This is a genomic window from Kosakonia sp. PSU_27 (genome assembly GCF_039409795.1).
Taxonomy (GTDB): Bacteria; Pseudomonadota; Gammaproteobacteria; order Enterobacterales; family Enterobacteriaceae; genus Kosakonia.
This window is the reverse complement of record NZ_JBCIVK010000003.1, coordinates 318736-336451: the sequence shown is the minus strand read 5'-3', so window position 1 is coordinate 336451 and position 17716 is coordinate 318736. Positions and strand designations below refer to the sequence as shown.

The following is a 17716-nucleotide window of genomic DNA, read 5'->3' as shown; positions in this document are numbered from 1 at the left end:
ACCCGCCCTTTTTTTTCGCAAGACAGGACTCACATTCCATGGCATACACCACTTTTTCACAGACGAAAAACGATCAGTTGCTGGAGCCGATGTTCTTCGGCCAGCCGGTTAACGTGGCGCGCTACGATCAGCAAAAATATGACATTTTCGAAAAGCTGATTGAGAAACAACTCTCCTTCTTCTGGCGTCCGGAAGAAGTTGACGTTTCCCGCGACCGTATTGATTTCCAGGCGCTACCGGAACACGAAAAGCACATTTTTATCAGCAACCTGAAATACCAGACGCTGCTGGATTCCATTCAGGGTCGTAGCCCGAATGTTGCGCTGCTGCCGCTGATCTCTATCCCGGAACTGGAAACCTGGGTAGAAACCTGGGCGTTTTCAGAAACGATCCATTCACGCTCTTACACCCACATCATCCGCAACATCGTTAACGATCCGGCGGTGGTGTTTGACGATATCGTCACCAACGAGCAGATCCTCAAGCGCGCGGAAGGCATCTCGCACTTCTACGACGAGCTGATCGAAATGACCAGCTACTGGCATCTGCTGGGGGAAGGCACGCACAACGTCAACGGTAAAACCGTGACCGTCAGCCTGCGCGAGTTGAAGAAAAAACTCTACCTGTGCCTGATGAGCGTAAACGCGCTGGAAGCGATTCGCTTCTACGTCAGCTTCGCCTGCTCCTTCGCTTTCGCCGAACGTGAGCTGATGGAAGGCAACGCCAAAATCATTCGCCTGATTGCCCGCGACGAAGCCCTGCACCTGACCGGCACCCAGCATATGCTGAACCTGCTGCGTTCCGGCGCGGATGACCCGGAAATGGCCGAGATCGCCGAAGAGTGCAAACAGGAGTGCTATGACCTGTTCGTGCAGGCAGCATTGCAGGAAAAAGAGTGGGCGGAATACCTGTTCCAGGGCGGCTCGATGATCGGTCTGAACAAAGACATTCTCTGCCAGTATGTTGAGTACATCACCAACATCCGTATGCAGGCAGTAGGGCTTGATCTGCCGTTCCAGACCCGTTCGAACCCGATTCCGTGGATCAACACCTGGCTGGTTTCCGATAACGTCCAGGTGGCACCGCAGGAAGTGGAAGTGAGTTCCTATCTGGTCGGCCAGATCGACTCTGAAGTCGACACCGACGATCTGAGCAGCTTCCAGCTCTGATGAGCCGCGTTACGCTTAGCCTTTCCGGCACGCACGTCCAGTGCCAGGATGAGCACCCTTCCCTGCTGGTGGCGCTCGAATCGCACCAGGTGGAAGTTGAGTACCAGTGCCGCGAAGGCTACTGCGGCTCCTGCCGCTGCCGCCTGGTGGCAGGCCAGGTGGACTGGATTGCCGAGCCGCTGGCCTTTATCAACGAAGGGGAAATTTTGCCCTGCTGCTGCCGGGCGAAAGGCGATATCGAAATCGAGATGTAAAAAAGGGCCTTCACAGGCCCTTTTGTTTTACTTGTGCTTTAAAAACTGCACCGCTTTATCCGGGAAATCGGTGAACAAACCATCGACACCCGCCTGCTGATACAACACCTTATAGAGCTGATTCACATCGCTGGCGTATGGCGGAAGCTGATCCGCGCGTACGGTAAACGGATGGACCTGCAAATGGCTGGCATGCGCCTCTTTCACCATTGCCGTAAGCTTGACGTTACCCGGTTTTGAACCGTCCGCCACCAGCATGTGATAGTCCGGGCCGATACCGTCGGCATACCGGGCGATCTGCTTCATCGCGCCGGGTTCGAACATCCAGTCGTAACTGTAATTCACCCATTTGCCATCCGGCTGCTGCTCCTGCGTTTCATTCCATTTGGTATACGCAATCAGCTGTACCAGTTTCAGATCCATCCCCATCTTCGGTTCCAGCTCATTCTTAATGCGCTTGAGCTCATTGACGTCAAAACATTGCAGGTACACGTTGTCCTGCTTGCTGGTGTAACCGTACTTTTTCAGCACTTCCAGCGTTTTTGCGGCAATATCTTTCCCCTCCTGATGGTGGAACCAGGGCGCTTTGATCTCCGGATAAATACCGATGTTTTTGCCAGTGGAGTGGTTTAACCCCTGCACAAACTCGATCTCCTCTTCAAACGTGTGAATGCGGAAATCGGATTTGCCCATCGGGAAACGCCCCGGATAGACCTGTACTTTTTTGCCCTTTTCCAGTTCGAACCCTTCGGTAAACTTCAGCGAGCGGATCTCGTCGAGCGTAAAGTCGATGGCGTAGTAGCGCCCGTCTTTACGCGCGCGCTGTGGGAAGCGCTCCGCGACATCCGTTACACGGTCGAGATAGTGATCATGCAGAACGACCAACTGGTCGTCTTTGGTCATCACCAGATCCTGCTCCAGGAAATCCGCGCCCTGCGCATAGGCCATCGCTTTCGCCGGTAAGGTATGTTCCGGCAGATAACCGCTGGCGCCACGATGGGCGATAACGATTTTATCGGCGGCCAGCGCCTGGCTGGTTAACGCGCCTGCCAGCAGCAGGCTTGACGTCATACGGGTGAAAGTGGTTTTCATCAGTGCTCCCTGTTAGCTGCGACGCGCCAGCACGTCGGCATGGTGACGTTTCTCGCCAATCATCACGATAACCAGCAGTAAAACCGCCAGAATGCTGCCGCCAATCATCACCATAAAGCCGCCATCCCAGCCGAAGAAATCAACGGTATAGCCAACAATGGCGCTGGCGGCGACAGAACCGCCAAGATAGCCAAACAAACCGGTAAAGCCCGCCGCCGTACCCGCCGCTTTTTTCGGTGCCAGCTCCAGCGCATGCAGACCAATCAACATCACCGGGCCATAAATCAGGAAGCCGATGATGATCATACAAGCCATATCCACGGTCGGGTTACCCGCCGGGTTCAACCAGTAAACGATAGTCGCAATGGTCACCAGCGTCATAAAGAACACGCCCGTTGCACCGCGATTACCGCGGAAGACTTTATCCGACATCCAGCCACACAGCAGCGTGCCGGGAATACCCGCATATTCATAGAAGAAATAGGCCCACGAGGATTTATCCAGCGCGAAGTGTTTCACCTCTTTCAGGTAAGTCGGCGACCAGTCGAGAATGCCGTAGCGCAGCAGGTAAACAAAAACGTTCGCGACCGCGATATACCACAACAGCTTGTTCGGCAGGATGTACTGCATGAAAATCTGTTTGGCGGACAACTCTTCTTCGTGCTTGTCGCTGTAATCATCCGGGTAGTCGTTTTTGTACTCTTCAATCGGCGGTAAGCCGCAGGATTGTGGCGTATCGCGCATCAGTGCGAAGGCAAGAATCGCCACCAGAATCGCGCCAAACGCGGGCATATATAACGCCGCGTGCCAGTCGTTAAACCATGCCATCCCCAGCAGGAACAGCAGCGGAGGAATGCCACCACCGACGTTATGCGCACAGTTCCACACCGACACAATGCCGCCGCGCTCTTTTTGCGACCACCAGTGCACCATAGTGCGCCCACACGGCGGCCAGCCCATCCCCTGGAACCAGCCGCACAGGAACAGCAGCACAAACATGACCATGATGCTGGATGTGGCCCACGGCACGAAGCCCATAACCAGCATCACCGCCGCCGCCAGAATTAACCCGGCGGGCAGGAAAACGCGCGGATTCGAGCGATCCGACACCGAACCCATAATAAATTTCGAAAAACCGTAGGCAATGGAGATCCCGGACAGCGCAAACCCCAGATCGCCACGGGAAAAGCCCTGTTCGACTAAATACGGCATCGCCAGCGCAAAGTTCTTACGCACCAGATAGTAGGCGGCATAACCGAAGAAGATCCCGAGGAAAATCTGCCAGCGCAACCGCCGGTACAGCGGGTCGATTTGCGCATCGGGCAGACGCGATTGATGGGGGGCAGGTCTAAAAATACTCAACATAGCGGCCTCCGTGGCGCGGTAAGACTCATATCTTTCATTAATGAGTGAAAACGAACATAACCAGAGTTATTCGCGGCGGATTGTAGTGAAAGTTTTAACCAGAGAGAATGAGTTGTCGCAGATATTGTTACAGAAATATGACAAACATCTAACTTCACGCAAGAAAGCGCGTTTTACTTTCGTTTTTTGCTCGAATATGCGCGATATCAAACAAACCACAATCATAGTATGGCTAAATGGTTGCTAAGGAACGTCGACCAGAAGGACGCGAACATGCGCAACTCCAGTGACTACGATGTGATTATTATCGGCGGCGGCGCGACCGGAGCAGGCATCGCCCGCGACTGCGCCCTGCGCGGCTTGCGCGTGGTGCTGCTTGAACGCCACGATATCGCCACCGGCGCGACCGGCCGTAACCATGGCTTACTGCACAGCGGTGCGCGTTACGCGGTGACCGATAACGAATCAGCGCGTGAATGTATTGCCGAAAACCAGATCCTCAAACGCATCGCCCGCCACTGTATCGAACCGACAGACGGCCTGTTTATCACCCTGCCGGAAGATGATCTGGTCTATCAAAGCCAGTTTATTGACGCCTGTCTGCAAGCGGGGATCCCGGCGCAGGCCATCTCACCGCAGGAAGCGCTACGCATGGAGCCAAGCGTCAACCCGGCGCTGATCGGCGCGGTGCGTGTACCGGACGGCACGGTGGACCCTTTCCGCCTCACCGCCAGCAATATGCTGGACGCGCGCGAGCACGGCGCCAAAATCCTCACCGGACATGAAGTGTGTGGCCTGATCCGCCATGGCGATACGGTGAGCGGTGTGCGGCTTTATCATCCCGCCAGCGGCGAAACACAGGAGTTACATGCGCCTGTAGTGGTCAACGCCGCCGGGATTTGGGGCCAGCGTATCGCTGAATATGCCGATCTGAGCATCCGCATGTTTCCGGCGAAAGGCGCGCTGCTGATCCTCGATCACCGCATTAACCAGCACGTCATCAACCGCTGCCGCAAACCCGCCGACGCCGATATTCTGGTGCCTGGCGACACGATTTCACTGATTGGCACCACCTCTACGCATATTGATTACGCCGATATCGATAACCTGCGCGTCACGCCTGACGAAGTGGATATTCTGCTGCGTGAAGGGGAAAAACTGGCACCGGTGATGGCGAAAACGCGCATTCTGCGTGCTTATGCCGGTGTGCGACCGCTGGTCGCCAGCGATGATGATCCGAGCGGGCGCAATGTCAGCCGGGGAATTGTGTTGCTGGACCACGCGCAGCGCGACGGACTGGAAGGGTTTATCACTATTACCGGCGGCAAGCTGATGACTTACCGGCTGATGGCCGAATGGGCAACGGATGCCGTGTGTCGCAAGCTCAATCATCATGCCCCTTGCACCACCGCCACCGCGCCGCTGCCTGGCTCACGTGAGCCGACAGAACAGGCGCTCAAAAAAATCATTTCACTGCCGACGCCGCTACGCGGTTCGGCGGTCTATCGCCATGGCGATCGCACGCCAGCCTGGCTTGGAAGTGACAGACATAACCGCAGCCTGGTTTGCGAATGTGAAGCTGTCACCGCCGGGGAAGTGCAGTACGCCGTCGAAAACCTCAATGTCCACTCGCTGCTGGATTTGCGCCGCCGCACACGCGTCGGGATGGGCACCTGCCAGGGCGAACTATGCGCCTGTCGCGCTGCCGGGTTGCTTAACCGCATGCATGTCACGACCGAAAGTGAATCTCTGCATCAACTGGCCGGTTTTCTTAATGAACGCTGGAAAGGCGTTAAACCCGTAGCCTGGGGCGATGCGCTGCGTGAAAGCGAATTCACGCGCTGGGTTTATCAGGGGTTGTGCGGTCTGGAAAAGGAGGCGGAAGATGAGATTTGATACGGTCATTATCGGGGGCGGGCTGGCCGGTTTAGTCTGCGGGATCCGTCTTGCGCAGAGCGGCCAGCGCTGCGCCATTGTCAGCCGCGGACAGAGTGCACTGAGCTTCTCTTCCGGCTCGCTGGATTTGCTTTCACACTTACCCGACGGCCAGCCCATCGATACGCTTGATAGCGCCATCGCGCACCTCCAACAGCACCATGCCAGTCATCCTTATGCCCGGCTCGGCGCAGACCAGGTTCGCCACTATGCACACCAGGCGCAAACGCTGCTGGCAGATTGCGGGCTGGCATTACAGGGCGATGTTGATACGCCGCACCAGCGCGTAACACCGCTTGGCACATTCCGCACCGCCTGGCTTAGTCCGCTGGAAGTGCCGGTAAAAACAGAAACCCACCAGCACACTGGCGTGGTCGGTATCAGTGGTTTTCTTGATTTCCAGCCGCAGCTTGCCGCTGGTGCCCTGCGTAAACGCGGTATTGACGCGCAGGCAGAAGAGATAGATCTGCCGCTACTGGATCGGCTGCGTGATAACCCCAGCGAATTTCGCGCGGTGAATATCGCCCGCCTGCTGGACGCACCCGAGCACTACAACGCCCTGTACGAAGCGCTGCTGCCGCTAAGCCAGCACTACGCGATGCTCTATCTGCCCGCCTGCTTTGGTCTGACGGACAACAGCGTCTTTACGCGCCTTAACCAGCAACTGGCCTGCCCGCTGCGCCTGCTGCCTACGCTGCCACCATCTGTACCGGGTATGCGCATGCAACAACGCCTGCAACAGGCGTTTATACGCAGCGGCGGTAACTGGATGCCCGGTGACGAGGTGCTGCGTGCCGATATCGCCGATCAGCGCGTAACGCAAGTGTGGACGCGTAAACATGAAGATATCCCGCTGCGCGCGCGCAATGTGGTGCTCGCCAGCGGCAGTTTTTTCAGTAACGGCCTGGTTGCCGGGCGCGATCGCGTGCGGGAAACGGTGTTTGATCTCGACGTGCTACAAAGCGCGCAGCGTCAGGAGTGGTATCGCGATAATGTGTTTGACAGCCAACCGTGGCAGCAGTTTGGCGTGCAGACCGACGCGCAACTACACGGCCTGCGCGAGGGCGACGCCGTGAACAATCTCTATGTGGTTGGTTCCGTGCTGGGCGGTTTTGATGCCATCGCCCAGGGGTGTGGCGGCGGCGTTTGCGTCGTTACCGCGCTGCATGCCGCACAGCAAATTAGCGCACAGGGAGGCGAACAATGAACAATACGCAATTTGAAAGCTGCATTAAATGCACCGTTTGCACCACCGCCTGCCCGGTCAGCCGCGTCAACCCCGCTTACCCTGGCCCGAAGCAGGCAGGCCCTGATGGCGAGCGTCTGCGGTTAAAAGACGCCGCGCTGTATGATGATGCGCTGAAGTACTGCACCAACTGCAAACGCTGCGAAACTGTCTGCCCGTCCGGGGTAAAAATTGGCGATATTATTCAGCGCGCCCGCGCCCAGTACGCGCCGAAAAAGCTCTCCATACGAAATGCCATTCTCAGCCACACCGACCTGATGGGGACGTTATCAACACCGATGGCGCCGCTGGTGAATGCGGCAACATCACTAAAACCCGTGCGCCAGTTGCTGGATACCGCATTAAAAATCGATCACCACCGCACGCTGCCAAAATATTCCAGCGGTACATTTCGCCGCTGGTATCGCAGCATTGCCGCGCAGCAACAGGCATTTGCGCAGCAGGTGGCGTTTTTCCACGGTTGCTACGTGAATTACAACCATCCCCAGTTGGGTAAAGATCTGATCCGTGTGCTGAACCATATGGGCATCGGCGTACAGTTATTGCAGCGGGAAAAGTGCTGTGGCGTACCACTGATTGCGAATGGGTTTTTCGATAAAGCGAAAAAACAGGCGCAGTTTAATGTGCGCTCGCTGGAGCAGGCTATCGGGACCGAGGGACTGCCGGTTATCGCCACCTCGTCCACCTGTGCTTTCACCCTGCGCGATGAATATCCTCACCTGCTGGATGTGGATAACAGCCATTTGCGCTCGCATATCGATTTAGCCACGCGCTGGATCTGGCGCATGCTCGACGAAGGTCGCGCGTTGCCGTTGAAAGAAACGCCGCTGAAAGTGGTCTACCACACACCGTGTCATATGGAAAAAATGGGCTGGACACACTACACGCTGGAGCTGCTGCGGCGCATCCCCGGGCTTGAGTTGACGGTGCTGGATTCGCGCTGCTGCGGGATTGCCGGCACCTACGGCTTTAAAAGCGAAAACTACCCGACATCGCAGGCGATTGGCGCGCCGTTGTTCGAGCAAATTGAAGCCAGCGGCGCGGATCTGGTGGTGACGGATTGTGAAACCTGCAAATGGCAAATTGAGATGTCCACCAGCAAACGCTGTGAACATCCCATTACGCTACTGGCAAATGCATTGGGGTAACGGCATGCCGTTACCCTCAGCGATCACTCTACCGACAGCGTTTCCACCACGTTGATCCAGCCGTGATCGCTGGCAATGTCTTTACCCGCCAGCCAGCGGCGCAGAATGTTCAGCGCCATCATGGCGCATACTTCCTGGCGCACCACCAGCCCGTGGCGGTTGGTGTTGAATTTCACCCGCAGCGCGCGGGTGCCTTCCGGCGTCGCCAGCGCGAAGTTGAGATGATCCTCTTCAAGACCGGTCACCGTCAGCGCCAGTCCGGCAAGATGGCGATTGCGCAGCTCGGTGGTCCAGCGGGCGCTCTGCGCCAGCGCTTCCGCCTGCGACGGTAACACTTCGCTGGCCAGCAGCGGCGCACCAGCGCGGGAAAGCTGTAAGGCCACCAGACCGCCGGTGAACTGTTCGCTCAGTGTCAGGCTGAGCTGACGTTCCCGCAGGGTTGCGGCAAGTGCTGCCGGTAAACCCTCGGTGCCTTCAAAAATCAAACTTTCCCCGGCGACACGTTTTACTTCCGGCCACAGCGCTTCCATCGCGGCGCGATGCTCTGCCGGGCCGGTCAGTTTTAATTCGATAATCGGCATCGAAGAGCGGTAGCCCATCACTACGCCTGGCGGCAGTTGAAGGTGTTGCAGGCTCTGCGCCAGATCGCTCTCTGAGCGACCGAAAGTGGTTAAACGCAGGCAAACCGGCGGCTCCGGCAAGGTAAAGCGTGCGCGCAGGCGCGGCAGAATTTCTTGTTCCACCATCACTTTAAATTCCGATGGTACGCCCGGCGTGAAGAACATCAGGCACCGGTTGAGCTGCAGAGCAAAACCACAGGCGGTACCGACCGGGTTATCCACCAGTTCGGCGCTGGCCGGGATCTCGGCCTGTTTGCGGTTACTCGGTGCCATCACGCGGCCACGTTCGGTAAAGAAGCGTTCCATTTGTGCCAGCCACGCTTCGTGTAACACCAGTGCTTCGCCTTTGGCGGTCGCCGCCGCCAGCGCGCTGAGATCGTCACTGGTCGGCCCCAGGCCGCCATTCACAATCAGCACATCCGCGTGCTCACTACGTTCACGCAGGATAGCGACCAAATCATCAAGGTTATCGCCCACGGTGTTACGGCGCGTGAGAGGCAACCCCTGGTTAAAGAAAAAGTCAGCCAGCCAGGCCGCATTGGTATCCACAATCTGGCCATGCAGCACTTCATCGCCGGTCGATAACATCTCCACATTTAACATCGTTAGCTCCTGCAATCGAGGTTGAAACACTATAGCGCATGCGCAGAGGAAAAACGGAGACAAACGGGCGCGGACAGATGCCGCGCCAGGGGATTAGAAACTGGCGCTAACGCCAACATACGGGCCATCGGCAACCGCGTTGTCGCGACGCCCTTCTTTACCGGTCATGTCGATGTAGCGGTAACCAGCCTCAACCGTCAGCGGGCGCATAATGGTATAACGCGCCCCGGCGTTCGCTTCCTGATACTCTTTCACGCCGCTGGAGAGTGAATCCGGCGAGTAGTAGTATTCACCGAAAATACTGAAGCTGCTGGCAATTTTCCACTGCAACCCGCCACCGACAGCAACGGCATAACCTTCGCTGCCTACATCCGGATTGAGATAAATACCTTTACCGCCGACGGTCGCAAGGAACGGACCAAGCGGGATGTTGTAACCGAGCCCCAGACCGGCGATATCGCCGTCATCTTCACTGTGTGCCCAGTTACCGCTCACGGCGATCCCGCTGGTTTCAGTTCCCAAACCGAAACCAAAGTTGGTGTAATCTTTCCCAATCTGGCCGTTCAGACTCACGGCCTGCGCCCCAGCAGAGACCAGCAACACGCTGGCTAAACCTAATAAAGCAACCTTCTTCATTTTTGATTTCCGCACATAACGGGCCTGATGCCCAAAAGCCTCTGATTGTACGCCTATTTTTCTGTCAGCAGAATGAATAAAAAGGCCAGTAACTATAGACGGGGTCAATTTTTCTGCACCAGCGCTTGCGTTAACATGGCGCGTTATGTTCACCATGCTAAAGGAGTTAACCATGCGACAACGGACGATTGTGTGCCCATTGATTCAAAACGACGGCGCCTATTTGCTGTGTAAGATGGCCGACAATCGCGGTGTTTTCCCCGGTCAATGGGCATTATCCGGCGGCGGTGTGGAGCCTGGCGAGCGGATTGAAGAGGCGCTGCGCCGGGAGATCCGTGAGGAACTGGGCGACAAGCTGGAGCTGAGAGAAATCACCCCGTGGACATTTCGCGACGATATTCGGGTGAAAACCTATGCTGACGGCATAAAAGAGCAGATCTACATGATTTACTTAATTTTTGACTGCATCAGCGCCAATCGCGACGTCAGTATTAATGACGAATTCCAGGATTACGCATGGGTAAAACCTGCGGATCTGCACCGCTACGATCTGAACGACGCGACCCGCACTACGTTAAAGATGAAAGGCTTGCTCTAAGAGTGGCTGGCGACCCATTGTGCCACTGCACTACGGGAGATTTTAATGCCGCCATTTTTAAGCGCTGCGGGCATCATTAGCCAGCGTACCGGCTGCTGGAAACGGGCCAGTTTATCGGCGACCCACTGGCTCAGCGCATCGGCATCAACATCGCCTGCGCACTCCACCACTGCCACCGGGCGTTGACCAAATTCGGTGTCATCGACAGGCACCACCAGCACCTGCTGCACCTGCGGGTGGCGGGCAATAACGCGTTCAACTTCTTCTGGTTGAATGCCTTCCCCGCCGCTGAAAAAAAGGTTGTCCAGACGCCCGTGAATGGTCAGGCGACCATCGCTCAGCTCGCCGCGATCGCGCGTGGCAAACCAGCCTTCACTGTTTACCAGCGGGAGGAGTTCTCCGTTGCACCAGTAACCCGACGCCATGCTGGCCGCACGCAGCCAGACTTCCTCGCCGACAATTTTCACTTCACGCCCTGGCAGCGCGTAACCGACATCAGGCTTGCCATCGGCCTCTTTCGCACACACCGTCGAAGCAAATTCGGTTAAGCCGTAGCCGCACCAGCTGCGGACACCGCGCTCGCGTGCCTGCTGCGTGAGTTCAACAGGGATCGCGGCACCGCCCAGTAATACCGCTTTCAGCGAGACCGGAACGTTGTCATTTAACAAGCGCCACAGCTGCGTTGGAACCAGCGAGGCGTGGCTGCACCCGGCCAGCGCTTGCTCCAGCGGCGCTTTTTGCCGCACGGTGATCCGCGCCCCGGCCAGCAACCAGCGCCACAAAATCCCCTGCCCGGAAACATGAAACAGCGGCAGCGAGAGAAACCAGTCGTCTTGCGCGGTAAACGGGATCAGCGCCAGCACGCCCTGCGCACTGGCAAGATGCGCTGCGCAGGTATGCACGGCGGCTTTCGGCAGGCCGGTAGAGCCGGAAGTCAGAGTCATTGAGGCCAGCCGTAGAGGCTGCCAGTCAACGGCATAATCGCCGTCAGCCTCGCTTAACGCCAGCGATGTTAAACCGGCATACGCCGCATGCGACTCCAGATCGAGCGCGAAACGCAGCGTCAACTGCCCTAACAGCGCCTCCAGTTGCGTGGCGGGTAACTGCGGGTTCAGCGGCAAAACCCGCGCGCCGCATTGCAACAGCGCCAGCCACGCCAGCAGCGTTTCCGGCTGATTGCGCGCGCGCAGCATAACGCCGTCGCCCGACTGCACGCCCTGGCGGGCAAACCCGCTGGCCAGCCTGTCAATACGCACACAGAGCTCATGCCAGTTAAGGCTTTGCTGCTCAAGGCGAATCGCTGCCTGCTCGCCTTGCAGCGTGCGCCAGTGACGCCAGGGCCAGTCGGGAAAAATCATAGCAATGGTTCCAGCGCATCAACCTGCAAGCAGGGTAAATCACTCTCAGGCCAGCGGCGGATCAACTGCGTTTGCATTAATTGCAGCGTATCCAGACCCGGCACCGTTCCCGGCGTCAGCCAGGCGGCGATACGCGCCAGTTGCGTCAGACCTAGGCTCGATTCGATTGACGAACTGATAACGGTCGTCAATCCCAGCGCTTTCGCCGCTGCAACCTGCTGTTGGACTTTCTGCAAGCTGCCGGTCAACATCGGTTTAATCACCACGGCGCCGACGCCTGGCTGCTGCTCAAAACGAAAGTCTGCGTCACGCAGGCTCTCATCCCAGGCGAGAGTAATGCCGGTCTCGCGGGCAAACGCCAGTGACTCCTCGCGCGTCTTGCAGGGCTCTTCGAGAAAGGCAATGCGCGAGCGGTAAGCCGGGTTGACATACTTCGCAAACTGTTGCGCTTTCAGCGGCGTCCAGGCACGGTTAGCATCCAGCCGCAACTGGAGATCGGGAATGGATTCCAGCAGCAAGTTGACCACCATGCCGTCACGCACCGCTTCATACAGCCCCACTTTCACTTTCGCCAGCTTTTCACCCGGCAAAGCAGCAAGCGCGGCGAACAACTCGTCCGGATCACCGCTACACAGCATCGCGGCGCGGTAATCCGCCGCCTGCGGCAGCGCATCGCCAAGTTCTGCCAGCGCGCAACTCAAACCAAATGCCGCAGAAGGCACGTCCGGCAGCGGTGGCTGTTCGCCATCGCACCAGCTACGCGCCCACGCCATCACAACCGGTTGAACGTCATCCAGCGTTTCCAGGCTAAACCCCGGCAGAGGGGAAATCTCCCCCCAGCCTTCGCGCTCGCCTTCGGTGAGATGAACGAACAATCCGTCACGTGTTTTCAGGCGCCGCTCACGCAGCACCACACCCGCATCAAGCGGGATTTGCCAGCGATAAACCTGCGCCTGTCGCATTATGGATTCCGTTTGAATTTGCTGAAATCAGGCTGGCGTTTTTCGTTAAACGCATTGCGGCCTTCCTGCCCTTCTTCAGTCATGTAGAACAGCATGGTGGCGTTACCCGCCAGCTCCTGCAGCCCCGCCTGACCATCGCAGTCGGCGTTCAGCGCGGCTTTCAGGCAGCGCAGCGCCATTGGGCTGTTTTGCAGCATTTCGCGACACCAGCGCACGGTCTCTTTTTCAAGATCGGCAATCGGCACGACGGTGTTGACCAGGCCCATATCCAACGCTTCCTGAGCGTTGTACTGACGGCAGAGGAACCAGATTTCGCGCGCTTTTTTCTGCCCCACGATGCGCGCCATGTAAGACGCGCCCCAACCGCCGTCGAAGGAGCCGACTTTCGGGCCGGTCTGGCCGAAAATGGCGTTTTCCGCTGCGATAGTCAGATCGCACATCATGTGCAGCACGTGGCCGCCGCCGATGGAGTAACCCGCCACCATCGCCACCACCGGTTTCGGGCAGGTGCGGATCTGGCGCTGGAAATCCAGCACGTTGAGATGATGCACACCGGAGTCATCCTGGTAGCCGCCGTAATCGCCGCGCACTTTTTGATCACCGCCGGAACAGAAGGCTTTTTCCCCTTCGCCGGTCAGAATAATCACGCCCACACTGTCGTCATAGCGCGCGTCAGCCATGGCCTGAATCATCTCTTTGACCGTCAGCGGACGGAACGCATTGCGCACCTGCGGGCGGTTAATGGTGATTTTGGCAATACCATCGGCCGATTTCTGATAACGGATGTCGGTGTAACCTTCAGAACAGTCACGCCATTCAACCGGCGCATAAAGCATGTTTTCATCTGGGTGGATCATAGTGTGTCCTTTGTCTCAAGACGCAGAATACGCGCCAGGGCGGCAATAACGGCAGCGGGATTTTCCCGGTGCGCGTTGTGCCCGGCGGCAGGAATGGCGTGACAGTGGCGCGAGACTTGCGTCGCCAGCGCCTGAAATTTGCTGTCATGTTCACCGTATAAATAATGTACTGGCACAGAAAGCGTCTGAAGTACGGCGCGCAAATCGGGCTGGCAGGCAAGCGAGGTTGCCTCCAGCATCGCCGCCAGCGTCGCACCGTTATTCTCGCAGCGTGTCGCCACCAGCGCCGCCCGTTGCGATTCGCTCAGCGTGGCAAAAACAGGCTGCCGGTACCAGGCGTCAAATACCTCATTCAATGGCTGCTGGCGAAAACGCGCAGCCCATTGCTGATCATTACGCAGCCGCTGTGCGCGATCGTCCGCGGATGTCAGCCCCGGATGACCACCTTCAACCACCAGGCCACACAGCCCGACAGGATGCTGGCAGGCGTGGTACATCGCCACACGCCCACCAAGCGAATACCCCACCAGCCAGTAGTTGCGTATGTTGTAGTGCTCAAGGGTGGTGCGCAGCAGCGCGTCCAGCGCATCAAAGGAAGCAACGCCAGTATGGGCTGAACCACCATGTCCGGGCAGATCAAGGTACAAGCGCGGGAAATCACTCAGCGCGTCGCCAACGTGCTGCCATTCGCGGTTATCGCCGGAAAAACCATGCAGAAACACCAGCCACGGTTGCGGCTGGTGTCCAGTAATAGCCTGGCCGTGCAGGATCACAGATGGCTTACCTGCGCCAGCAGCGTTTGTAACGTCTGCGCGCCGTCAGTTGCATTCACCACCAGTTCAATCACCGTCGCACCTGGCTTGCACCAGGCGCCTTCCAGCGCCTGCTCAAGCTCAGCCCAATTCTCCGGTTGATGGTAAGCAAGGCTAAACATTGCCGCCGCATGCGCAAAATGGACATTCTGCGGCATCAAATAAAACTGCTCGCGCTCGGCGGGCGGCGTGGGCAGTAACGAAAAAATTTGCCCGCCATTGTTATTCACCACCAGCAGGACGAATGGCGCAGAAGCCTGCCGCAGCAGCGCCAGCGCATTGAGGTCGTAAAGCGCGGAGAGATCGCCCACAATCGCCAGCGTAGGCCGCGCGGTAGCGCGCTGAACGCCCGCCGCCGTTGAAAGCAGGCCGTCAATACCACTGGCGCCGCGATTGCTGTAAACAGGATATCCCGCCGGGAGTTGCCCCAGCGCATCGACCAGCCGCACGACCAGGCTGTTGCCAAGAAAAAGCTGGCCCTGGGCCGGCAAATAATCCGCGATGCGGTGCGCCAGCTGTGCCTCGCCAAAAATATCACGCTTCGCACAAACAGTTTCCCAGGCCTGCGCCGAAAGGCGTGGGATCGCCTCGCACCAGGGGGCGCGCGGTTCAGCTGGATGCTGCTCCAGCCAGTCAGCAACGCTGGAAACCAGCCGACGCCCGCGATGGTGGGCCGGATCGAGCCGCCCTTGCAGGCGATCAATCAGCCAGTACTCTTCCGGTTCGCAGGTCGCCTGCCACTGCAACAGACGTTTGCCGGTCAGGCTGCTGCCAAACTGCAACACAATCTGCGCCTGATTCAGCTCCGCCACTGCCTGACCATTGCCGAGCCAGAGATCGGCACACGGCAGCGGTTGCCCGGTCTGCGAAAGCGCATCGCCAATCAGCGGCCAGCCGAGCGTTTTCGCCCATTCAGCAAGCAAACGGCCTTCAGCCGCGCTCATGCGACCAGCTACGATCACGCCGCGTTTTTGTCGCCAGAAAAACCAGTCGCGCTGCGTTTCGCTGTTCACCCTGTTCGGTGCGCGCAGCCATGGCGTGTCTGACTGCCACCAGTCACCCAGCGCCTGCTGCCAGGCAAGGCCGGTATCATCCATTTCACCGTACAGCGGCTCGGCAAACGGACAGTTAATGTGTACCGCGCCGCCCTGTAACGAACCCAGCAGGTTATCAAGGGTGGAAACCAGCCAGCGCGCAGGAATGTCCTGTGAGGGTCGCGGCAGCGCGAGAGATTCAGCGGGATGCGTGGCAAACATGCCCGGCTGGCGAATTGCCTGGTTGGCACCGCAATCAATCAACTCCGGCGGTCGATCTGCCGTCAGCAGCACCAGTTTTTCACCGGTCAGCCCTGCTTCAATCAGCGCGGGATAAAGGTTCGCCACCGCCGTGCCGGATGTCACGATTACCGCCACCGGCTCATTGCTGGCCTTTGCCAGCCCCAGCGCAAGATGGCCTAAGCCACGCTCATCAAAATGGGTATGGTGAATAAAGGCGTGATTTTCCGCTGCGGCGAGCGTTAATGGGGTGGAACGGGATCCCGGGGCAATGCATACATGCCTGACGCCGTGACGGGTAAGAGCTTCGAGGATCACCGCCGCCCAGCGTCGGTTAAATGAGCTTATCGACATGAATTTGTCCGGTATCAATATTACGGCTTAGTATAAATAATCAGGAACTATGTATTTTTGATATGAGTCGGTTATGCGTGACTAAGTTGTAATAATGATCGTAATCCCGCCGCTTTGTTCTCAATTTCCTGCCACTCTTGCTCCGGGTCTGAACCGGAAACAATGCCCGCACCGGCGTAAAGACGCACGGTATTGCCGTCAATTTTTGCCGAACGCAGGGCAACGCAGAACTCACTCTGTTGCCGCGAAAGATAGCCCGCCGAACCGGCATACCACGCGCGCTGAAAAGGCTCATGACGCGCAATAAATGCCCGCGCTTCACGGCGGGGTAATCCCGCAACTGCTGCTGTCGGCTGGAGCATTTGCAGGCAGAGCGCGTCATCCGGCGTTTGCAGATCGGTCCAGATACAGCGGCGAAGATGCTGTACTTTACGCAGCCGGACCACCTTCGGCGGCAGCACCTCCAGCGCACCGGTCTGCTGTTGTAAACGCTGGCAGATATCCTCCACCACCAGCATATTTTCACGCTGGTTTTTATCATCGGCCATTAGCCAGTCGGCAAGCTGTTGCGCCTGCTGGTCATCTTCATGATTGGCCACCGTTCCGGCCAGCGCTTCGGTGCGCAAAGCCGTGCCGCGACGCCGCCAGAGCCGCTCGGGCGAGGAGCCTAAAAACGCCGTTTGCGCGTCGAACGCCATCATGAAATGAAAGCAGTGATGATTGAGGCGACGGCTGGCGGCCATCAACGCGGCGGCATCCACCGCGCTGGCAAAATGGTAATCCGTTGCGCGGGCGAGCACGACTTTATCCAGTTCGCCGCTTTCCAGCGTTTGCAACGCCTGCGCAATCAGCGTTCGCCAGCCATCGCGCTCGGGGATGTGATGCTGCTCAAGGCACGTTTGCTGCACGTTTTGCAGCGGTGTCGATTCCACCAGCGCCGAAAGAAATGCGATTGCGCGCTGTGCGTCATCACAGAGGGAAGTCTCGCTGAAAATGTACACGCGCAGAAAGGCGTGACCGCCTTCCCGACGCCACTCCAGGCGCGGTAAAAACAGTTCGCCCTGCGTGGGATCAAAGGCGTTCAGCCCCCAGATGCGGACATCTTCAGCGCATTGCTGCATAAAATCTTGCGCCAGGGATAAAGAAGAGAAACGGCGCAATGCGCCAAGCGCGGCGGCTTCGTCATCGCCGCTACGTTGCTGCCAGTAAAATTGCGGCCATACGTGCTGGCTGGCAAGCCACGTCAGGGGATCAAAAGCGTCGTTTAACGGGAAAGGTGCATCAAAAAAGCACAATCCTGACGACCGGGGAATGTCGCCGGTCAGGCAGCGGTGTAAGTGTGAAAGCGCCGAGGAAATGGAGTACACGCGAGCCCCTCCCTGTTAAAAACCACATAGTATACGGGGTACTTAGCGTAATAACAGTACCCCCTT

16 protein-coding genes are annotated in these 17716 nt (G+C 57.8%); 6 read left to right on the top strand and 10 right to left on the bottom strand.

Annotated elements, in window-relative coordinates; translation table 11 throughout:
• Nucleotides 1-38: 38 nt before the first annotated feature.
• Both nrdB and yfaE read left to right on the top strand, forming a co-directional pair.
• On the top strand, nucleotides 39-1169 hold the full coding sequence (nrdB, locus tag AAIG26_RS08555) for a class Ia ribonucleoside-diphosphate reductase subunit beta (protein ID WP_017458568.1): 1131 nt from the start codon (nucleotides 39-41) through the stop codon (nucleotides 1167-1169).
• Complete coding sequence (gene yfaE / locus AAIG26_RS08550; RefSeq protein ID WP_017458569.1) at nucleotides 1169-1423, top strand: class I ribonucleotide reductase maintenance protein YfaE; 255 nt, start codon at nucleotides 1169-1171, stop codon at nucleotides 1421-1423. Before nrdB ends, yfaE begins: the two co-directional genes overlap by 1 nt.
• A gap of 27 nt (nucleotides 1424-1450) precedes the next feature.
• Here yfaE and glpQ read toward each other — a convergent pair whose 3' ends face one another.
• Nucleotides 1451-2515 carry a glycerophosphodiester phosphodiesterase gene (gene glpQ, locus AAIG26_RS08545; protein WP_097407115.1) on the bottom strand — a complete coding sequence of 355 codons (1065 nt, stop codon included), beginning with the start codon at nucleotides 2513-2515 and terminating at the stop codon, nucleotides 1451-1453.
• Between the two features lie 12 nt (nucleotides 2516-2527).
• Nucleotides 2528-3880, bottom strand: coding sequence for a glycerol-3-phosphate transporter (glpT, locus tag AAIG26_RS08540; protein ID WP_045514192.1), 1353 nt, complete (start codon nucleotides 3878-3880; stop codon nucleotides 2528-2530).
• A 273-nt stretch (nucleotides 3881-4153) separates the two neighbouring features.
• Between glpT and glpA the strand changes: the two genes are divergently transcribed.
• Genes glpA through glpC form a run of 3 tightly spaced genes read left to right on the top strand, consistent with a single transcriptional unit; the run spans nucleotide 4154 to nucleotide 8209 of the window.
• Nucleotides 4154-5776 carry an anaerobic glycerol-3-phosphate dehydrogenase subunit A gene (gene glpA, locus AAIG26_RS08535; protein WP_020454505.1) on the top strand — a complete coding sequence of 541 codons (1623 nt, stop codon included), beginning with the start codon at nucleotides 4154-4156 and terminating at the stop codon, nucleotides 5774-5776.
• Nucleotides 5766-7022 carry a glycerol-3-phosphate dehydrogenase subunit GlpB gene (glpB, locus tag AAIG26_RS08530; protein ID WP_343180458.1) on the top strand — a complete coding sequence of 419 codons (1257 nt, stop codon included), beginning with the start codon at nucleotides 5766-5768 and terminating at the stop codon, nucleotides 7020-7022. Before glpA ends, glpB begins: the two co-directional genes overlap by 11 nt.
• Complete coding sequence (gene glpC / locus AAIG26_RS08525) at nucleotides 7019-8209, top strand: anaerobic glycerol-3-phosphate dehydrogenase subunit GlpC (RefSeq protein WP_020454507.1); 1191 nt, start codon at nucleotides 7019-7021, stop codon at nucleotides 8207-8209. Before glpB ends, glpC begins: the two co-directional genes overlap by 4 nt.
• 23 nt (nucleotides 8210-8232) lie before the next feature.
• Here glpC and AAIG26_RS08520 read toward each other — a convergent pair whose 3' ends face one another.
• Together AAIG26_RS08520 and AAIG26_RS08515 are read right to left on the bottom strand one after the other, a co-directional pair.
• On the bottom strand, nucleotides 8233-9432 hold the full coding sequence (locus AAIG26_RS08520; protein ID WP_020454508.1) for a nicotinamide mononucleotide deamidase-related protein YfaY: 1200 nt from the start codon (nucleotides 9430-9432) through the stop codon (nucleotides 8233-8235).
• A gap of 93 nt (nucleotides 9433-9525) precedes the next feature.
• Nucleotides 9526-10068, bottom strand: coding sequence for a YfaZ family outer membrane protein (locus AAIG26_RS08515; RefSeq protein WP_097407112.1), 543 nt, complete (start codon nucleotides 10066-10068; stop codon nucleotides 9526-9528).
• Nucleotides 10069-10240: 172 nt separating this feature from the next.
• On the opposite strand from AAIG26_RS08515, the gene nudI reads away from it, so the two are divergent.
• Nucleotides 10241-10666: a nucleoside triphosphatase NudI gene (gene nudI, locus AAIG26_RS08510; RefSeq protein ID WP_020454510.1), complete on the top strand. Its 426-nt coding sequence runs from the start codon at nucleotides 10241-10243 to the stop codon at nucleotides 10664-10666.
• Here nudI and menE read toward each other — a convergent pair.
• The 6 genes from menE to menF form a co-directional block, all read right to left on the bottom strand.
• Complete coding sequence (gene menE / locus AAIG26_RS08505; protein ID WP_343180457.1) at nucleotides 10663-12024, bottom strand: o-succinylbenzoate--CoA ligase; 1362 nt, start codon at nucleotides 12022-12024, stop codon at nucleotides 10663-10665. The two genes, nudI and menE, sit on opposite strands and share 4 nt — an antisense overlap.
• The gene (gene menC / locus AAIG26_RS08500; protein ID WP_160269372.1) at nucleotides 12021-12986 is read right to left on the bottom strand and encodes an o-succinylbenzoate synthase; all 966 of its coding nucleotides are present in this window, start codon (nucleotides 12984-12986) and stop codon (nucleotides 12021-12023) included. The genes menE and menC overlap by 4 nt, the downstream gene beginning before the upstream one ends.
• Nucleotides 12986-13843 carry a 1,4-dihydroxy-2-naphthoyl-CoA synthase gene (gene menB / locus AAIG26_RS08495; RefSeq protein ID WP_343180455.1) on the bottom strand — a complete coding sequence of 286 codons (858 nt, stop codon included), beginning with the start codon at nucleotides 13841-13843 and terminating at the stop codon, nucleotides 12986-12988. The genes menC and menB overlap by 1 nt, the downstream gene beginning before the upstream one ends.
• Nucleotides 13840-14616, bottom strand: a complete 777-nt coding sequence (menH, locus tag AAIG26_RS08490) for a 2-succinyl-6-hydroxy-2,4-cyclohexadiene-1-carboxylate synthase (RefSeq protein WP_343180454.1) — start codon at nucleotides 14614-14616, stop codon at nucleotides 13840-13842. The genes menB and menH overlap by 4 nt, the downstream gene beginning before the upstream one ends.
• Nucleotides 14613-16283: a 2-succinyl-5-enolpyruvyl-6-hydroxy-3-cyclohexene-1-carboxylic-acid synthase gene (menD, locus tag AAIG26_RS08485; protein WP_020454515.1), complete on the bottom strand. Its 1671-nt coding sequence runs from the start codon at nucleotides 16281-16283 to the stop codon at nucleotides 14613-14615. The genes menH and menD overlap by 4 nt, the downstream gene beginning before the upstream one ends.
• A gap of 71 nt (nucleotides 16284-16354) precedes the next feature.
• Nucleotides 16355-17650: an isochorismate synthase MenF gene (menF, locus tag AAIG26_RS08480; protein ID WP_343180453.1), complete on the bottom strand. Its 1296-nt coding sequence runs from the start codon at nucleotides 17648-17650 to the stop codon at nucleotides 16355-16357.
• Nucleotides 17651-17716 lie beyond the last annotated feature (66 nt).

Excerpts from the sequence above, each read along its gene's own strand:
- nrdB (WP_017458568.1), top strand. The coding sequence starts at position 39 with ATGGCATACACCACTTTTTCACAGACGAAAAACGATCAGTTGCTGGAG.
- yfaE (WP_017458569.1), top strand. The coding sequence starts at position 1,169 with ATGAGCCGCGTTACGCTTAGCCTTTCCGGCACGCACGTCCAGTGCCAG.
- glpQ (WP_097407115.1), bottom strand. The coding sequence starts at position 2,515 with ATGAAAACCACTTTCACCCGTATGACGTCAAGCCTGCTGCTGGCAGGC.
- glpT (WP_045514192.1), bottom strand. The coding sequence starts at position 3,880 with ATGTTGAGTATTTTTAGACCTGCCCCCCATCAATCGCGTCTGCCCGAT.
- glpA (WP_020454505.1), top strand. The coding sequence starts at position 4,154 with ATGCGCAACTCCAGTGACTACGATGTGATTATTATCGGCGGCGGCGCG.
- glpB (WP_343180458.1), top strand. The coding sequence starts at position 5,766 with ATGAGATTTGATACGGTCATTATCGGGGGCGGGCTGGCCGGTTTAGTC.
- glpC (WP_020454507.1), top strand. The coding sequence starts at position 7,019 with ATGAACAATACGCAATTTGAAAGCTGCATTAAATGCACCGTTTGCACC.
- AAIG26_RS08520 (WP_020454508.1), bottom strand. The coding sequence starts at position 9,432 with ATGTTAAATGTGGAGATGTTATCGACCGGCGATGAAGTGCTGCATGGC.
- AAIG26_RS08515 (WP_097407112.1), bottom strand. The coding sequence starts at position 10,068 with ATGAAGAAGGTTGCTTTATTAGGTTTAGCCAGCGTGTTGCTGGTCTCT.
- nudI (WP_020454510.1), top strand. The coding sequence starts at position 10,241 with ATGCGACAACGGACGATTGTGTGCCCATTGATTCAAAACGACGGCGCC.
- menE (WP_343180457.1), bottom strand. The coding sequence starts at position 12,024 with ATGATTTTTCCCGACTGGCCCTGGCGTCACTGGCGCACGCTGCAAGGC.
- menC (WP_160269372.1), bottom strand. The coding sequence starts at position 12,986 with ATGCGACAGGCGCAGGTTTATCGCTGGCAAATCCCGCTTGATGCGGGT.
- menB (WP_343180455.1), bottom strand. The coding sequence starts at position 13,843 with ATGATCCACCCAGATGAAAACATGCTTTATGCGCCGGTTGAATGGCGT.
- menD (WP_020454515.1), bottom strand. The coding sequence starts at position 16,283 with ATGTCGATAAGCTCATTTAACCGACGCTGGGCGGCGGTGATCCTCGAA.